Source organism: Streptomyces hainanensis, from assembly GCF_004348415.1.
GTDB classification, from domain to species: Bacteria; Actinomycetota; Actinomycetes; order Streptomycetales; family Streptomycetaceae; genus Streptomyces; species Streptomyces hainanensis.
This window is the reverse complement of sequence record NZ_SMKI01000144.1, coordinates 1-15,904: the sequence shown is the minus strand read 5'-3', so window position 1 is coordinate 15,904 and position 15,904 is coordinate 1. Positions and strand designations below refer to the sequence as shown.

General features: G+C 74.2%; 14 protein-coding genes and 1 pseudogene. 5 read left to right on the top strand and 10 right to left on the bottom strand.

Features of this window, described 5'->3' with window-relative positions:
* The 10 genes and pseudogenes from E1283_RS37305 to E1283_RS15450 form a co-directional block, all read right to left on the bottom strand.
* A pseudogene (locus E1283_RS37305) lies at nt 1-283 on the bottom strand (hypothetical protein); the annotation flags it as partial.
* Between the two features lie 19 nt (nt 284-302).
* Nucleotides 303-1,136 carry a phosphate ABC transporter ATP-binding protein gene (locus tag E1283_RS15490; RefSeq protein WP_132818618.1) on the bottom strand — a complete coding sequence of 278 codons (834 nt, stop codon included), beginning with the start codon at nt 1,134-1,136 and terminating at the stop codon, nt 303-305.
* 49 nt (nt 1,137-1,185) lie between these two features.
* A complete protein-coding gene (locus tag E1283_RS15485; protein WP_132818617.1) occupies nt 1,186-2,118 on the bottom strand; it encodes a sortase in 933 nt (310 codons plus the stop codon).
* A gap of 62 nt (nt 2,119-2,180) precedes the next feature.
* A complete protein-coding gene (locus E1283_RS15480) occupies nt 2,181-3,635 on the bottom strand; it encodes an Ig-like domain repeat protein (protein WP_132818616.1) in 1,455 nt (484 codons plus the stop codon).
* Between the two features lie 122 nt (nt 3,636-3,757).
* On the bottom strand, nt 3,758-4,783 hold the full coding sequence (locus E1283_RS15475; RefSeq protein WP_165956132.1) for a PstS family phosphate ABC transporter substrate-binding protein: 1,026 nt from the start codon (nt 4,781-4,783) through the stop codon (nt 3,758-3,760).
* A 125-nt stretch (nt 4,784-4,908) separates the two neighbouring features.
* Complete coding sequence (locus E1283_RS15470; RefSeq protein ID WP_132818614.1) at nt 4,909-7,395, bottom strand: hypothetical protein; 2,487 nt, start codon at nt 7,393-7,395, stop codon at nt 4,909-4,911.
* Nucleotides 7,379-9,118 carry a phosphate ABC transporter substrate-binding protein PstS gene (pstS, locus tag E1283_RS15465; protein ID WP_207930415.1) on the bottom strand — a complete coding sequence of 580 codons (1,740 nt, stop codon included), beginning with the start codon at nt 9,116-9,118 and terminating at the stop codon, nt 7,379-7,381. The genes E1283_RS15470 and pstS overlap by 17 nt, the downstream gene beginning before the upstream one ends.
* The gene (pstA, locus tag E1283_RS15460) at nt 9,115-10,341 is read right to left on the bottom strand and encodes a phosphate ABC transporter permease PstA (RefSeq protein WP_132818613.1); all 1,227 of its coding nucleotides are present in this window, start codon (nt 10,339-10,341) and stop codon (nt 9,115-9,117) included. The genes pstS and pstA overlap by 4 nt, the downstream gene beginning before the upstream one ends.
* Before the next feature lie 55 nt (nt 10,342-10,396).
* The gene (gene pstC / locus E1283_RS15455) at nt 10,397-11,410 is read right to left on the bottom strand and encodes a phosphate ABC transporter permease subunit PstC (RefSeq protein ID WP_207930414.1); all 1,014 of its coding nucleotides are present in this window, start codon (nt 11,408-11,410) and stop codon (nt 10,397-10,399) included.
* A 135-nt stretch (nt 11,411-11,545) separates the two neighbouring features.
* The gene (locus tag E1283_RS15450; RefSeq protein ID WP_165956131.1) at nt 11,546-11,815 is read right to left on the bottom strand and encodes a hypothetical protein; all 270 of its coding nucleotides are present in this window, start codon (nt 11,813-11,815) and stop codon (nt 11,546-11,548) included.
* A 375-nt stretch (nt 11,816-12,190) separates the two neighbouring features.
* On the opposite strand from E1283_RS15450, the gene E1283_RS15445 reads away from it, so the two are divergent.
* The 5 genes from E1283_RS15445 to E1283_RS15425 form a co-directional block, all read left to right on the top strand.
* Nucleotides 12,191-12,631 carry a hypothetical protein gene (locus E1283_RS15445; protein ID WP_132818611.1) on the top strand — a complete coding sequence of 147 codons (441 nt, stop codon included), beginning with the start codon at nt 12,191-12,193 and terminating at the stop codon, nt 12,629-12,631.
* A gap of 5 nt (nt 12,632-12,636) precedes the next feature.
* Entirely contained in the window at nt 12,637-12,906 is a 270-nt protein-coding gene (locus E1283_RS15440; RefSeq protein WP_132818610.1) for a DUF3817 domain-containing protein, read from the top strand.
* Between the two features lie 140 nt (nt 12,907-13,046).
* On the top strand, nt 13,047-13,802 hold the full coding sequence (locus E1283_RS15435; protein ID WP_132818609.1) for a class I SAM-dependent methyltransferase: 756 nt from the start codon (nt 13,047-13,049) through the stop codon (nt 13,800-13,802).
* 5 nt (nt 13,803-13,807) lie between these two features.
* Entirely contained in the window at nt 13,808-14,866 is a 1,059-nt protein-coding gene (locus E1283_RS15430; RefSeq protein ID WP_243744861.1) for a pyridoxal-phosphate dependent enzyme, read from the top strand.
* A partial coding sequence (locus E1283_RS15425; RefSeq protein WP_132818607.1) for an ATP-grasp domain-containing protein occupies nt 14,863-15,904 on the top strand: 1,042 nt, incomplete at its 3' end. The genes E1283_RS15430 and E1283_RS15425, both read left to right, overlap by 4 nt.

Here is a 15,904-nt window from a genome sequence, read left to right as displayed (position 1 = left end):
GCCCGGTGGGCTCTTCCGGGGCGGGTTCCGTGGGCGTGGCGGGCACGGACGGCGCCGGCTCGGGCTCCGGGGTCGGGGCCGCCGGTTCGGCGGCCGGGGTGGTCGGGGGCGCGGCGGCCGGTGGCCCGTCCGGCGCCGGTTCGGCGGTCGGGTCCTGGCCGGCGGTCGCGGGGGCGTCGGCGCGGGCCGGTGCCTGGCGGGCCGGGGCGCACGCGCTGGTGAGCGCCGCGGTCAGCGCGAGCACGCCGAGGAGCAGTCCCGCGGCGCGGCGGGGTGCGGCCATGTCGTCGTCCCCCCGCCGCTCAGCCGAAGCGGCCGTTGACGTAGTCGGCGGTGCGCTGGTCGCTCGGCGAGCCGAACATGACGTCCGTCGGTCCGTGTTCGACGATCAGTCCCGGCGTGCCCTGCTCGGCGAGGAAGAACGCGCACTGGTGCGAGACCCGCTGTGCCTGCTGCATGTTGTGGGTGACGATGACGATGGTCACCTCGTCGGACAGCTCGGCGATGGTCTGTTCGATCCGGCGGGTCGAGGTGGGGTCGAGTGCCGAGCAGGGCTCGTCCATCAGCAGCACCCGGGGGCGGACCGCCAACGACCGGGCGATGCAGAGGCGTTGCTGCTGGCCGCCGGAGAGCGCGCCGCCCGGCTGCCGCAGCCGGTCGCGGACCTCCTTCCACAGCCCGGCCTTGGTCAGGCACTCCTCGACGAGGCCGTCCCGCTCGGCGCGCGAGGCGCGGGTGCCGTTCAGCTTGAGGCCGGCCAGCACGTTGTCGTGGATGGACATGGCGGGGAACGGGTTGGGCTTCTGGAAGACCATGCCGATCTGCCGCCTGGCGTGCGTGATGCGCCGGCCGCGGTCGTAGATGTCCTGCCCGTCGAGCAGCACCCGGCCGGCCAGGGCGGCGGAGCCGACGAGCTCGTGCATGCGGTTGAGGATGCGCAGGAACGTCGACTTGCCGCAGCCGGAGGGGCCGATCAGGGCGGTGACCCGCTGGGCCGGCATGGTCAGCGAGACCCGGTCGAGCACCTTGTGGTCGCCGAACCAGGCCGAGATCCCCTCGGCCTCCAGGGTGGCGGGCCGAGCGGCGCCGGGCGTCGGCACGGGCGGCAGGGTGAGGGTGTCGTCGGTGGCGGTCATGGGTGGTGGAACCTCTCGTCGGGTTCTTCGTGGCCGAAGCGGGGGCGGGTCACAGCAGGTTGGGCAGCAGTCGGGCCAGGGTGTCGGTGAGCGCGAGCGTGGCGGCGCCGACCACCGGCACGCCGGTGATCCACGCCTGCCAGCGGCCCCAGCGCTGGAGGGCCCAGGTGACGGCCGCGGCGGCGAGCAGCAGCGCCTGGGCCCAGAGCACGGCGGGCGTCCAGGCCGACTGGTCGCCGGTCAGCACGTCCTCGGCCGCGGCCAGGTCGGCGGCGCCCAGGACCCGGGCGGGGGCCGGTTGGGCGTCGGTCACCAGCTCGGCGTCCACCCGCAGCACGCCGGCGGGGGTGTAGGGACCGCCGGTGGCGGTGACCAGGGTGAGCCGGCCCTGGCCCGAGGCGGGCGGCTCGGGCACCGGGTCGCCCGGGCTCCGGGTGCCGGTGACCCGGTAGGTGTGCTCGCCCTGGCCGGTGGTGATCTCGATCTCGTCGCCCGCGGCGAGCTCGTCGAGGTGGCGGAAAGGGCCGCCGTAGGCCCACTGCCTGCCCATGACGACGCTGGTGCCCGGCTGTCCCGGCAGGACGGTGTCGCGGCGGTGCCCCGGACCCGACATCAGCACCCCGGAGGCGGTGCCCTCGAAGACGACCTCGCGCAGCCCGATGGCGCGGATCCGCAGCAGGGCGACGGGGGTTCCGGTGTCGAGCAGCCGGCCCTCGATGTCGGTCTGTCCCACGGGCGCGGTGCCGAGGGCCAACCGCTCGCGCAGCTCCGCGTAGCCGGTCTGTTGGGCGCGGGCGTGCTGGAAGTGCCCGACGACGGTGACGTCGGCGGCGAAGGCGAGCAGCAGGGCGGACAGGATCGCCAGCGCGATCCCGGGCACCACGAGGCGGACGTCGGAGTCCGGCCTCGCCGGCCGGTCGGGCGTGGCGGGAGACGCGGCCGGGGCGGCCGGGGTCCGTGGTGGTGGCGTGGTCGCGGTCACGGTGGCACCTCTCGTCGGGTTCTGGCCGGGCGGCGGCCGGGGCGGCCGCCGCCCGGTGGCGGTCAGTCGCGCGGGGCGTGGCCGAACGCGCGGAGCCGGCCGGCGGTGTGGGCGCGGCGCACCACCAGGGCGCCGGTGCCGACGAGCAGCGCGGCGAGCACGCCCACGCCGGTGAGGCCGGCGCCGGTGGAGGCCAGCGGGCCCCGGGGACCGACGCCCCCCGAGCTGCCGGAGTCGCCCGAGGCTCCGCCGTCCAGGGCGCCGCCGATGCCGGCGTCACCGCCGCCGCCGGCGTCCGCGCCCTGGTCGGCGCCGGAGTCGGCGCCCTCGTCAGCCCCTTCGTCCGTGCCCGCGTCGGCGCCCTCGTCCGTGCCCTCGTCGGCACCCTGGTCTCCGCCCTGGTCGGCGCCCTCGTCAGCGCCGTCCGACTCGCCGACGGTGAACGGGAAGGGGACCGCGGTGCCGCTGGTGGCTCCGGTCAGCGTCAGCGTGTACTCGCCGTCCGCCAGGTCCTCGGGCAGGGTGATCCCGTGCTCGGCGACCGTGCCCTCGGGGGCGGCCACGTCGGGGAACCCGGCCTCGGAGCCGGTGAGCGTCACCTCGACCGTCTCGCCCGGCCGGAAGCCGCGGGCCGTGACGACGAGGCGTTGCCCCGGTGCGAGGACCGGGTTGTCCGCGATGACGTCCTCGTTCTCGTCGCGGACCTCGATGCCGGGCTCCTCGACCGTCGCGTAGTCGACGGGTGTCGTGGAGCTCGGCGCGAAGGCCGTGGGGTCGGCCGGCGTGAAGGCCGCGGCGACCGTGGTGGTGCCCGGGGTGGAGGCGGCGTTGATCCGGAGCTCGGCCCGGCCGTTCTCGACCCGCGCGGTGCCCAACTCCCGGGAGGCGGCGGTGAAGCGGACCAGGCCCTCTGCCTCGGCCGGCGTCACGGTGGCCGTCAGGGTGTAGGGCCGGCTGATGATCACCTGGTCGGCCGGATCGAGGGCGAGGCGCAGGGTGGTCTCCGCCGGATCGGCCTGGACGACCGACCAGGTGGTGCCGGTGACCTGGATCGGGAAGGCGAAGAAGTGGGTGGAGGCCGTGCCGCTCGCCGGCAGGCAGCGGACCCGGATCTCGTAGTTGCCGTCCGCGTTCGCCGGGTCGATCCAGCGGGACAGCGGGTAGAGCGACGGCATGGTGAGGTCGAACGGCGCGTCGTAGGGGCCGCCGTCCCTGATCGGCAGCGTGAGCACCCGCTCGGCGCCGCCGACCAGGACGAAGACGCCGACGCCGGACTGGAAGCCCTCGGGGCAGCCGGCGGAGACTGACGCCGAAGCGAACATCGGCACGTCGGTGAGCTGTCCCGAGGTCTGGCTCGGCGTCACCGTGCCCTCCAGCACGGCGTTGGCCCGGCCCGCGGTGCCGACGACCACGGCGCCGGCGCCCAGCAGCAACGCGGCCACCGCCAGCACGGCGGTGAGCAACCGGTGCGGCAGCGGGGCCGCACGGCCTTCCCGAGGGTTTTCGGAATTCATCATTTCCCTGTCGACTTTCCCGAGTGGCGAATCAGGTGAATATCGGAAACACGGCCGAACGCCGCCGAGCCGAACACCTTCCGGTGTCCGGCTTGGCGCCCGCGAACGGGACTTTCAGAGCGTCATCACCGGTTTCCGGTGACGTTGGTGGCGCCGCAGTTCGCGTTGAGCGCGAAACCGTAGCGCTGGATCGTGCTGCGGGCCCCCGCGTCGGCGCAGACCTGCGAGCCGGAGCCCACGAAGGCGTCGTCGATCTCGAACTCGCCGAGGCGGGCGGTCTCGAAGACGTTGTAGACGGAGCGGGTGATCGGGAAGGCGGTGTTGAGCGTGCCCTGGGCGGTGCGCGGCGCCACGCCGTTCACCTGCTGGAGGGCGGCGGCGCCCCGCCGGTCCTCGACCCCGGTGGAGGCCGAGTTCGCCTGGGCGATGTACTGGGCGATCGAGTAGGGCATGATGTCGCCCGCGCCGCGCAGCGCCGAGCCGTCGTGCTCCTGGACCTGCTGGCCCGCGGTGTCCACGTCGTGGACGCAGGACGGCAGGGCGCCGCTCGGCACCTGGAGTTCGGTCAGCCAGTAGGTGCGGGTGCCGGAACCGGCCTGCGGCACCAGCGGGTTGACGGTGGTGCCGCCCACCTGGGTGGTGCGGCAGTTGTAGATGTCGCTGAGCTGCTGCCGGGTCAGGTTGGTGCCGGCGAGCGGGCTGTCGGAGCGGACCGCCCAGGTCACGCCGTCGATGGCGAACGGCACGAAGGTCAGGTTGGTGCCGGCGGTGGACGGGCCGCGCGAGGAGCGGGCGAAGTCCACGCAGTCGGTGCCCTGCGCGATGTCGTTGATCAGGGCGTCGATGCCGGCGGACGAGCCGTTGGGCCGGGCGATCGTGCAGTCGTTCGGCCAGGTGTCGGGCCGGGTCTGGATCGGGCTCGGGCCGGTCGCGTGGTACGAGCCGATCAGGAACAGGCTCGGGTCGGCGTCGGGGTCGATGACGACGTCGCTCAGCCCCTGCAGCACGTCCTGGGTGGTGTCGGAGCCGACGCCGACCAGGCCGCGGAAGTCGCTCGGGTCGGCCTGCGCGGGGGCCGCGAGGACGCCGACGGCGATCGCGGCGGCGCCGGCGAGGGCCACCGCGGCCCGCCTGACGGAATTCACGTTCACTTTCGTTTCCCTCCGTAATTCCCGTAATTCCGGATGGAGCACCGGGTGAAGCGGAATACAGATTTCCATCGACGGGCCTTTACGTACACCAACTCCGCCCGCCCGGTCCGTTAACTGAACGGAGATCAGGAAGTCAAAGATTTTCCCTCCCGGAGATGTCTCGTACCGGGAAGCGGACGCACCAGTCCCCGGCGCGCGAGCAGGGGTCCGACGACCGCTCCCACGACGCCCGTGACAAGGGCCACGAGCAACACCCAGCGGATGATGCCGAGCACCGTCTCGGGAGTGGTGGCGCCGGACCTGGCCAGGTTCTCCTCCTCGCCGTCCGCCTCGCCGCCGCCCGACTCCCCGGGCGGTGGATCGGTCGCGGCCTCCGGGCCGCCCTGGTCGCCGCCGGCGGCCGAGCCGGTGTCGACCCCGTCGCCCGCGCCGCCCGCGTCGCCCACGCCGCCGGCCAGGCCGCCGGACGCGTCGCCGAAGCCGCCGCCCGCCGCCGAGCCGCCGCCGGCGCTTCCTGACCCGGCCGCCGCGTCGCCGCCCGACGCGCCGCCCGGGTCGCCGTCCGCCGGCGGGCCCGCGATCAGCCGGCGCGCGGCGTCGGCCGCCGTCTCCCGAAGTTCCTCGGGGAGCGGGGCGTAGCCGGGGGGCAGTTGCCCGTTGCCGACGCCCTGCCGCTGTCCCGGGCCCGCCACGTAGGAGATCAGCTCGGCGTAGGCGCCGCGGTCCTCGGCCGACATGGCGGTGGAGGCGGCGGCGTAGGTGACGGTGGTCAGCGGGTAGGCCGCGCCGCGGGCCCGTGTCGGTTCCGGTGCCAGCACCCCGGGCACCGGGCCGTCCGCCATCGCGTCGACCGCCGCCAGCAGCGCGTCCTCGGTCGGACGCGTCCAACGGCCGTCGGCGTTGGGCAGCTGCGCGGTGGGCAGGCCGAGCCGGCTGGCGGACGCCGCGTCGGTGAGGGCCAGTTGGAACCGGCGGCCGATGGCGTCCGGCCCGGTCGCGACGAGCCCCGGCGGGGTGCGGCTCGGGTCCCAGGTCAGCCGCTCCCCGCTGTCGGCGCGGCGGGCCGCGGTGGCCCCGGCGTGCAGGTCGCTGACGTAGGGGCGCAGGTCCACCACCCCGTAGCGGGCGTCCTCGGGGACCGAGGGGCCGAGCGGCACGGCTCGGGTCGGGTCGTCCTTGGGGAAGGACCTGGCGGCGGGCGGCTCGTCGAGGTTGCCGGCCACGTGGTAGCGGTTCGGCCGGGTGCCCCAGTCGTCGGGCTCGCCGCCGAGGAACGCGCGGGCCTCCGGGTCGGCCTGGAGCCAGCGCCAGAGCAGGGCGAAGGCGTCGGAGTGGCTGGACGGCACGATCAGCGCGTCCGGCGCGTAGTGGCAGGGCCAGCCCTCGAACGCGGGGTTGAGCTCCAGGAACTCGGGGTCGCAGGTCAGGCTCTCCGGGTTGCCCGCCAGATGCTCCTGGTGGGCGCCGTCGGGCACGTCCCGCAGGTAGGTGCTGGTCAGCAGCTTGGCGACCAGCCGGGCGTTGAGCCGCAGGCTGGACATCGGGGAGCCGTCGAGGTCGTCGACGGTGAAGGCGACGGTGAGCCCGGAGACCGCGACCGGCGCGTGCACGACGGGTGGGGAGCCCTCGGCCGGCACCACCGGGTCCTGGACGAAGCCGAGTGCCCCGCGATCGGCGTCGGCCGCGCCGGCTCTGCCGCGCCCGGTCTCCTCGTCGTCGGACAGGTAGCCGTAGGTGGTGCCGAGCGAGGTGCACAGGGTGGGCCGCCAGGCGGCCATCGCGTCGGCGACCATCTCGGAGCCGTAGCTGGGCAGTTCGGGCTGGCCGATCGGGCAGTACTCGCCGGTGGGCAGGAAGTCGAGGCGGACCTGGAGCCGCTGGGCCCAGTTGGAGGCGGACAGCGGGGACGTCTGGAGCCGGCTGTTCTCGCCCGTCGTGCCGTCCGCGTCGTGCGCCCCGCGGGGCACGACGACCAGCCAGCACGGCTCGGGCGTGGCGCCGGTGGTCTCGACGGCGCCGCAGCCGAGGTGGGGGGCGTCGACGCCGGCCTGGAGCTCGAAGACGGTCTCGCCCGCGCCGTCCGCGCCGGTGCGGGTGTAGGGCTGTTCGTTGGTGGTGAACTGGTTGAAGTAGGTGGTGTCGTAGGCGGTCTCGGTGGGGTCGCCCGTGACGGGCCGGAACGGCACGAAGCCGCCGGTCCTGGTCTCCCGCGGGTCGGTGTCCTGGCCGACGACCCTCAGGTGGGTGTGCCGGCCGCCCACTCCGGAGACGTTGGAGAGCCCGAACTGGCACTGCTCGGGCGTCGGGCCGGTCGCCGCGTCCCCCCGGCACTGCATGATCTGGAGGTAGTGGTGGCCGAAGGCGCCGTCGGTCGCGGCCCCGCCGCGCCAGCTGACCCGCACCCCCTGGGTGCGCAGGTTCGTGGTCTGGTGGACGGTCACCTCGAGGTTCGAGAAGTCGTCCAGGGCGCCGGCCCGGCCGCGCACGGTCACCGCCGAGCCGTCGTCGGCGTGCGCGACGCCGCCGCCCGGCACCGGCAGGAGCACCAGGAGCAGCCCGGCGAGGGCGGCGGTCAGCCCGGAGAGCAGTCGGATGTCACGCGGTGCCCGCACCGGTCCTCCTTCGGTCGCGGCCGGCGAGGTACCTGGCCAGCACCGGGGGGCCGACGATCACGCCGACCACCAGCAGGGCGGTGACCATCATCAGCGCGGTGCGCAGGCCCCAGAACGACTCGGCGCCGACCGCGACCGGGGTGCCGATGACCTGTTGGGCACCTCCGGCGCCGCCGTCCGCGTCGAGGTACTCGCCGGTCTCGGGGTCGATGACGCCGCCGCCGTCCGTGCCGCCGGCGGCCGCGTCGGCCCCGGAGTCGCCGGTGGCCGCGTCGCCGCCGGACTCGCCGCCGGCGCCGCCGGTCGCGCCCGGCCCGCCGGTGTCACCCGAGCCGCCGGCCCCGCCGGAGCCGCCCGAGGCGGTGGAGCCCCCCGTGTCGCCGGAGCCGCCGCCGCCCGAACCGCCGCCCCCGTTGCCCGAGTTGTCGGTCGGGTTCCGGGCGCCGCCGGTGCCGGTGGCGCACTGGGTCTCGCCGCGCCGGTCGCAGTCGGGCGGGTAGGGGGCGTTCTCGGCCAGGGTGTTGGTGCCGTCGGTGGAGAACGTCGGGTTGCGGCACTCCCGGATGTCGATGCCCTCGGTCTCGGCGCCCGGGATGCGCCTGACCTGGTCGAAGCCCGCCTGGACGAGGTTGATGGGCAGCGGCGAGTAGCCGAGCTCCTCGGCGTCCTGCTGGCCCTCGCACAGGAAGTAGTTGGCGAAGGCGCTGAGGGTGCGGCCCTTGTCCTCGGTCAGCGGTCGCGACAGGTCGGTGGGGATGATCATGTAGCTGTAGCTGGACAGCGGGTAGGACCGTCGGTCGTCGGACCGGTAGACGCCGTCGAGGTTCTGCGTCAGGTACTGGGAGGAGCCCTCGTCCTCGTTGATCCGGGCGTTCAGCAGCGACACGGCGACGGCGGAGGCGGTGGGCTCCACGTAGTAGTTCGAGGCGTTGAGCACCTTCGCCACGGGGAAGTTGGCGTTGCTCGCGTAGGAGTACTCGACGTAGGTGATGGCGCCCTCGGCGTAGTTCTGCCGCACGTAGCCGGAGACGCCGAGCGAGCCGTTCTGGGCGATGAAGCCGCGCCCGGAGACGACCGGGTAGTTCGACGTCATGCCGCAGGGCGTGCGCTGGCCGGCGGCGCGGCAGTAGTCGTTCCACAGGCCGCCGTGCGTCTCGGCCATCCAGGTGGTGAACTGCGCCGTGGTGCCGGAGCCGTCGGAGCGGACCACGGGGATGATGCGGCGCGCCGGCAGCGCGAGCCCCGGGTTGTCCTCGGCGATCCGCGGGTCGTTCCACTGGGTGATGACGCCGGTGAAGATCCGGGTGATGACCTCGCCGGAGAGCCGCAGGTTGGTGACCCGCCGGCCGTTGATGGTGAGGTTGTACATGAACGCGGTGCCGCCGGCCACGATCGGCATGTAGGCGTAGCCGCGGCGCGGCGGGGTGTCGAGGCGGCCGAGGTCGCGCAGGCCGTACGGGATCTCCGAGACCGCGAAGTCCACGTTGCCCTCGCGGAACTGGTTGCGGCCGTCGGACGAGCCGGTGCCCGCGTACTGCACCGGCATGCCGTACTGGGAGACGTCGGTACTCCAACTCCGGAGCGCGTTCTCGCTCCAGGTGGAGCCGGCGCCGCTGATGCGGGCGTAGGTGGCGCCGGACGCCGACGGGGTGCCGGCGGCGAGCAGCAGGCTCAGCGCCAGCGCCACGGCGGTCAGCGCGCTTCGCGCGCGGGCGGTGATCACGGGTGACTCCTCGCGGGTTTGCCTGGTGCGCCCGGCCCGTTGGTCGGGCCGGCGCGGCGGGACTCGATGCGTCGCAGGTCGCGGGCCGAGCCGGCGACGCGGCGGTGCTCCTGTCGGCGGCTGAGCTGGCCGGGGCCGCGGCCGCCGATGATCCGGGCGAGCACGAACAGCAGGAGGACGAGCGCCATCAGCACCGCGGCGGCGCCGAACCCGCGCGCGATGTAGGCGGGTTCCGGGGATCGCACCAGTTGGAAGGCGGCCAGCGGCAGCGACGTCATGGCGCCGTGCAGCGGGTCGGTGTTGGTGTCGGTGGCGTAGCCGGCGGTCAGCAGCACCGGGGACGTCTCCCCGATGCCGCGGGCGGTGCCGAGGATGACGGCCGTGGTGAGCCCGGACCTGGCGGTGGGCAGCACCACGTGCCAGACGGTGCGCCAGCGCGGGGCGCCGGTGGCGTAGGCCGCCTCGCGGAGGGTGCCTGGCACCAGCCGGAGCACGACGTCGGCGGAGCGGATGATGATCGGCAGCATCATCACGGAGAGCGCCAGGCCGGCGGCGAGCGCCGACTTCTCCAGGCCGAGCGCCAGGATGGCGGTGGCGTACACGAACAGGCCGGCGACGATGGACGGCAGGGCGGTCATCGCCTCGACGATGGTGCGGACGAAGCGCGCGAGGCGTCCCGGCACCTCGTTGAGGAACACGGCGCACACCAGGCCGGTGGGCACGGTGATCAGCAGCGCGATGGTGATCTCGACGAGCGTCCCGACGACGGCGTGCCGGATGCCGCCGACGGTGATCGGGTCGAGCGGTCCCGCCGCGACCAGGTCCTCGGTGAAGAAGTTGAGGTTGCCCAGCGCCTCGCGCCCCTCCAGCAGGGTGTAGAGGACGACGAACACGAGCGCGGCCAGCGTCAGCGCGGCGAGGCTGTGCACGATCACCGAGGCCACGCGGTCGCGCACGGCGGGGCCGTCCTCCTCGAGCGAGACCAGCAGCGTGTAGAGGCCGAGGAAGAGGGCGTAGGCGGTGGCGGCGAAGCCGAGGCCGCCGGTGAACCCGGTGAACCGGGTGAACAGCAGGAAGGTGATGCTGAGCGCGGCGAGGGCGGCGCCCACGGCGGCGTACACGTCGGTGGCGCGCAGCGTGCCGAGCCTGCGCCGCTCCTCGGGCGGCCGTGGCGTGGGCGCCACGTGCCCCGCCGGCGTGCGGTGTTCGGTGATCGTTCCCATGCGGCTCTTCCCGGTCGGGGTGGTCGAGGTCGGTGGGGCGTGGCGAACGCGGGGGTCAGGAGTCGGACTCGGCGCCCGAGCGGCTCCGGGCGACGATCGAGGAGGCGGCGAAGTTGACGATGAGCGTCACGACGAAGAGCGCGAGGCCGGCGGCCATCAGCGCGGACATGCCGAAGGAGGTGGCCTCGCCGTAGCGCAGGGCGATCAGCGCGGAGACCGAGTTGCCGCCGGTCTGGAGGACGTGCCACTGGATGTCGAAGACCGGCGAGATGATCATGTAGACGCCGATGGTCTCGCCCAGCGCCCGGCCCAGGCCGAGCATCGTGCCGCCGATCATGCCGCCGCGGCCGAACGGCAGGACGACGGAGCTGATCACGCCCCAGCGGGTGGCGCCGAGGGCCAGCGCGCCCTCGCGCTCGCCGACCGGGGTCTGCGAGAACACCTCGCGCATGATGGAGCAGATGATCGGGGCGACCATCAGGGCGACGACCAGGCCGGCGATGAAGGTGGAGGCCGTGTAGACGGTGGCGGTGGCCAGCGGGTCGCGCGGGTCGGCGCCGGTCACGTCGAACGGCGGGAACCAGCCGAAGTAGGTGGAGATCCAGCGGGCCAGGCCGACGATCTCGCCCTGGAGGAAGAAGAGTCCCCACAGTCCGTACACCACGGACGGCACGGCGGCCATCAGGTCGACGAGGCTGACCAGCGTGCGCCGTAACCGGGGCGGCGCGTACTCCGAGATGTAGAGGGCGGTGCCGAGGGCCAGCGGCACGGCGATGGCGATGGCGACGGCGGCGATCATGGCGGTGCCGGTGATGACGGCCGCGATGCCGAACTCGCCGACGTCCGGCTCCCAGGTCTCGGTGGTGAGGAACGAGGTGCCTGCCTCGCTCAGCGCCTCCCAGGCGCGGTAGGCGAGGAACCCGCCGACCAGCGACATGACCAGCAGGACGAGGAACCCGCCGCCGCGCAGCGTGGAGCGGAAGAGCCGGTCCGCCCAGCCGCTGTCGGAGTGCGGCCGGCGCGGCACCGGCTCCGTCGCCCGTTGGATGGTCTCGACACCGTTCGCCACGCCGTCCCCCTCGAAGTCCCGTTCCCCTGCCGCCCGAACGTTCCTCCCGGGCGGCTGCCGAGGACGGACGCGAACGTGAACGAGGCGCCACCGAGGGGGAACTTCGCGGGAAGCCCGGGCGGCGCCCCGGCGGCGTCAGCCGGTGCGCTGACCGGCCGCGACGTGTCCGGCGAGCAGCAGCCGGAACCGGGCGGCGGCGGACTGGCAGGTGGCGTGGCGCTCGTACGCGCGGGCCGAGCGGGCGACCCGGCGGCCGTCCGAGGTGCGGGCGTGCCACGTCCAGCCGGCGCCGTCGTGGGTGTGCTGGATGGTGTCGGCCAACTCGGCGGCCAGCCGGCACACCTCGTCGAACGCGGCGCGGCAGCCGTCGTGGTCCGGGTAGGACTCCGCGGACACGGCCACCACGCGCCCGTTCAGGGTGCTGAGCCGCCAGTGGAAACCACTGCCTCCCGGGGCCCGGTCGATCTGACATCGCAGTGCGGGTGTTAACCCTGACTTGCCCAGGCCCCCGTCCACTTCGGACCCCTTCCCCACCCCGTGCGCCTACGCACGGTGTTCGCCCTACGTCGCCTCCGTGGTGCCAGCCGCACAGTACGGGGAGAGTGCAGGCGCGGTGAAACGGTGGGACGGCTTCGTGGAGTTGGTTCACATCGATATTGCCCCGCGTTCAACGAGGGCGGGGACGGGCGGCGCGCGACGCGCACCCTTGGCGTACTATGCGTTGGCAGCCAATATATAGGCTGCCTATCCCGCCACTCCGCCTCGCAGGAGGAACCCCCCGTGGCCAAACTTCTGTTGTCCCTCCACGTCCTCGCCGCGATCCTGGCCGTCGGCCCGGTCGCCGTCGCGGCCTCGATCTTTCCCCGCTACGCGCGGCTGCCGGAGCCGGGCGCCGGCGCGGCGCTGCTGCACCGGATATGCCGCGGCTACGCGGCCTTCGGCATCGCCGTCCCGGTGTTCGGCCTGGCCACCGGCGCCCAGCTCGGCGTCCTCACCGACGCCTGGCTGATCACGTCGATCGTCCTCACCGCCGTCGCCGCGGCCGTGCTGGCGATGGCCGTCCTGCCCGGCCAGCGGCAGGTGCTCGCGGCGCCGGCCGGCGGTGCGGGCGATCCGGGCGCCGCGGCCCGACTCGCCATGCTGACCGGGGTCTTCAACCTGCTCTGGGCGATCGTCGTGGTGCTGATGATCGTGCGCCCCGGCTCGACCACGGGGGCGTGAACGGCATGCGGATCCTGCGCGTGGCGGCCGCCGTCGAGGCCGCCTCCCTCGTCCTGCTCCTCGCCAACCTGTTCACCGCGCACCTGCCGGCCGTCAGCTCGCTGGCCGGGCCCGTGCACGGCACCGCCTACCTCGTGACCATCGCGGTCACCTGGCACACCACCGACATCCCGGCCGCCCGCTGGTGCTCCCTGATCCCCGGGTTCGGCGGCCTGCTCACCGTGCGGCGCCTTCCGGCCGGCCGGGAACCGACGGGCGGTTCCGACCGACTATAAGTCGGCCGGAATACCGCGCCGGTTCCCGCCTTTTCCATATCCCTTTCCTTCTTGTCAGCCCTCGGCCGATGAACTACCGTTCCGCGCGGCGAAGAAAGCCCTCCCCCTCCCCGCTCTCTCCGGAACCGAGGTGCGCGCACATGCGGTGGTACGAGGACGAGACTTTATGGTCGGATTTCGCAAGCACGATGTTCTCGGCCCGCAGGGCCGACGAGGTGGCCCGTCTGGTGGCCGGCGCGCCGCTGCTCGAATTCCCTGAAGGCGCCCGGGTGTTGGATCTCTGCTGTGGCCCCGGGCTGTTTCTGGTCCCCCTGGCGCGCTGCGGTTACCGGGTCACCGGAGTCGATCTGAGCCCGGCCATGCTGAAACGTGCGGAAATAGCCTGCACGCAGGCCGGCGTCACCACTCCCCGGCTCCTGACCGCCGATATGCGCACGTTCCGCGAACCCGATTCCTTCGACGTGGTGCTCAACGTCTTCACGTCCTTCGGCTATTTCGACGACCCGGCCGAGAACGCCCTGGTGCTGCGCAACGCCCACGATTCGCTCACCCCCGGCGGGCAGTTGATCGTCGACGTGCTCGGCAAGGAGGTGCTGGCCGGCTGGATCGGCCGCCCACAGCTCGTCGAACTCGAGGACGGCGGCTACGTCGTCCAGCGCGACACCGTGCTGGACGGCTGGCGGCGGCTGCGCACCGACTGGACGCTGGTCCGGGACGGCACCGCCCGGGAGGCGTCGCTCACCTGCTGGCTCTACAGCGGCGCCGAGCTGTGCGAGCTGTTCGAGGCGGCCGGGTTCACCGACGTCGCCTGCCACGGCGGCTTCGACGGCTCGCCCTACGACCAGCACGCCAGCCGGCTGGTCGTCCGCGGCACCCGACCCGGCACCGCCGGGTGACCGCCGTGCGCGCGCCCATCCACGAGCACGTCACCGACGCCATCAAGGCCCCCGACCTGGTCAGGCTCACCCCCAACACGCTGCTCGCCCGCTTCGAGACACTCAAGGTGTACGCGGCGCTCGGCGCCGTCCGCACCCTGCTCGACCGCGGCACGATCCACCGGGGGCAGACCCTGATCGACAGCTCCAGCGGGATCTACGCGCTCGCCCTCGCACTCGCCTGCCACCGGTACGGGCTGCGCTGCCACATCGTCGCCTCCACCACCGTGGACGTCACCATGCGGGTCCAGCTGGAGATCCTGGGCGCCACGGTCGACCAGATGCCGCCCTCAAGCGACCTCCGCCTCGACCAGGAGCGGCGGGTCCGCCGGGTCCGCGAACTCCTCGCCGAACGCCCGGACACCCACTGGATGCGGCAGTACCACGACCCCGTCCACTACACCGGCTACCGCGAGTTCGCCGACCTGGTCGCCGCCGCGCTGCCGGGGGCCGCGCTCACCGTCGTCGGCGCCGTCGGCACCGGCGCCTCGACGGCCGGGCTCGTGCTGCCGCTGCGCCGACGCGGCCTCGACGTGCGGCTCGTCGGGCTCCAGCCGTTCGGCAGCGTCACGTTCGGCAGCGACCACCTGAGCGACCCGGAGGCGATCATCGCCGGCATCGGCAGCGCCATCCCGTTCGACAACGTGCGCCACCGGCTCTACGACACGCTGCACTGGATCGACTTCCGGCACGCCACCGCGGGCGCGGTCGCGCTGCTCCGCGACCACGCCGTCTTCGCCGGACTGTCCACCGGCGCCGCCTATCTGGCCGCCGGCTGGGAGGCCGCGCACGCCCCGGAGCGCACCCACCTGGTCATCGGCCCCGACACCGGACACCGCTACGTGGAGCGGGCCTTCGCCCGGCACCGCGAGGCGGCGGACCCACGCGTGCTGCGGCCCCGCCGCATCACCGACCTGGCGGAGCTCGCGCCGCCCTGGTCGGTCATGGCCTGGGGCCGCGCCGCCGCCCCCGAGCGGGCCCGTCCCGAGCGACCCACCGCGACCGTCCTGGAGGACGTGCCATGACCATCGCCGCGCTCGAACTGCTCTCCTTCGGCGTCGGCCGGCTGGTCGAGGCGGCCGCCACCGCCGGGCACCGGCTGTGCCTGCTCACCTCGGACCGCGGCGTCTACCGCCACGAGCTCGCCCACCTCCCGCCCGACGCCCTCGACATCGTCGACGTCGACACCCTGGACACCACGGCCTCGGCCGCCGCGCTGGCCGCCGTCCCCGACCTGGCCGGGCTGGTCAACTCCACGGACACCTTCGGCGTGGTGGCCGCCGACCTGGCCGCCGACCTCGGCCTGCCGGGTCCCGACCCGGCGGCCGTCCGGCTGGTCCGCGACAAGTCCCGGGTCCGTGCCCTGCTCCACGACCGCGGCCTCAGCCGGCTGCCCGCCCGGCCGCTCGACGGCCTGGACCGCGACGCGGCGGCCGCCGCCGTCCTCGCGGCGATCGGGCTGCCGGCGGTGCTGAAGGACACCGCCGGCACCTCGTCGCGCGGCGTCTGGCTGGTCCGCGACGAGCCGGCGCTGCGCGCCGCGCTGGCCGAGGCCGCCGACACCCCGCTGCGCGGGCGGCTGTTCGCCGAACCGCTGCTGGCCGGGCCGCTGTACAGCGCGGAGACCCTGAGCTGGGCGGGCCGGACCCGGCTGCTCGGCGTGTGCGGCCGGCTGCTCTCGCCGCAGCCGGCGGCGCGCGAGGAGGCCGCGGCCTTCCCCGTGGCGCTGCCGGCGCCGGAGGCGACACGGGTCGCCGAGTGGGTGGGCCGGCTGCTGGCCGCCGTGGGGCACGACGCCGGCTTCGCGCACGTCGAGTTCGTGCTCACCGCCGACGGCCCGGAACTCGTCGAGATCAACCGGCGGATCGGCGGCGCCCTGGTCGGCGAGGCGCTGTGCCGGCGCCTCGGCGTCAACATCTACGAGGCGCTCGTCGACACCACCCTCGGCCGCCGACCCGCCCTCCTCGACGCCCCGCCCGACGACCCCGGGCCGGCCACCGGCTTCGTCCTGGTCTACCCGGACCGCGCCGGCACCCTCACCGGCTGGACCGGCCTCGACACCC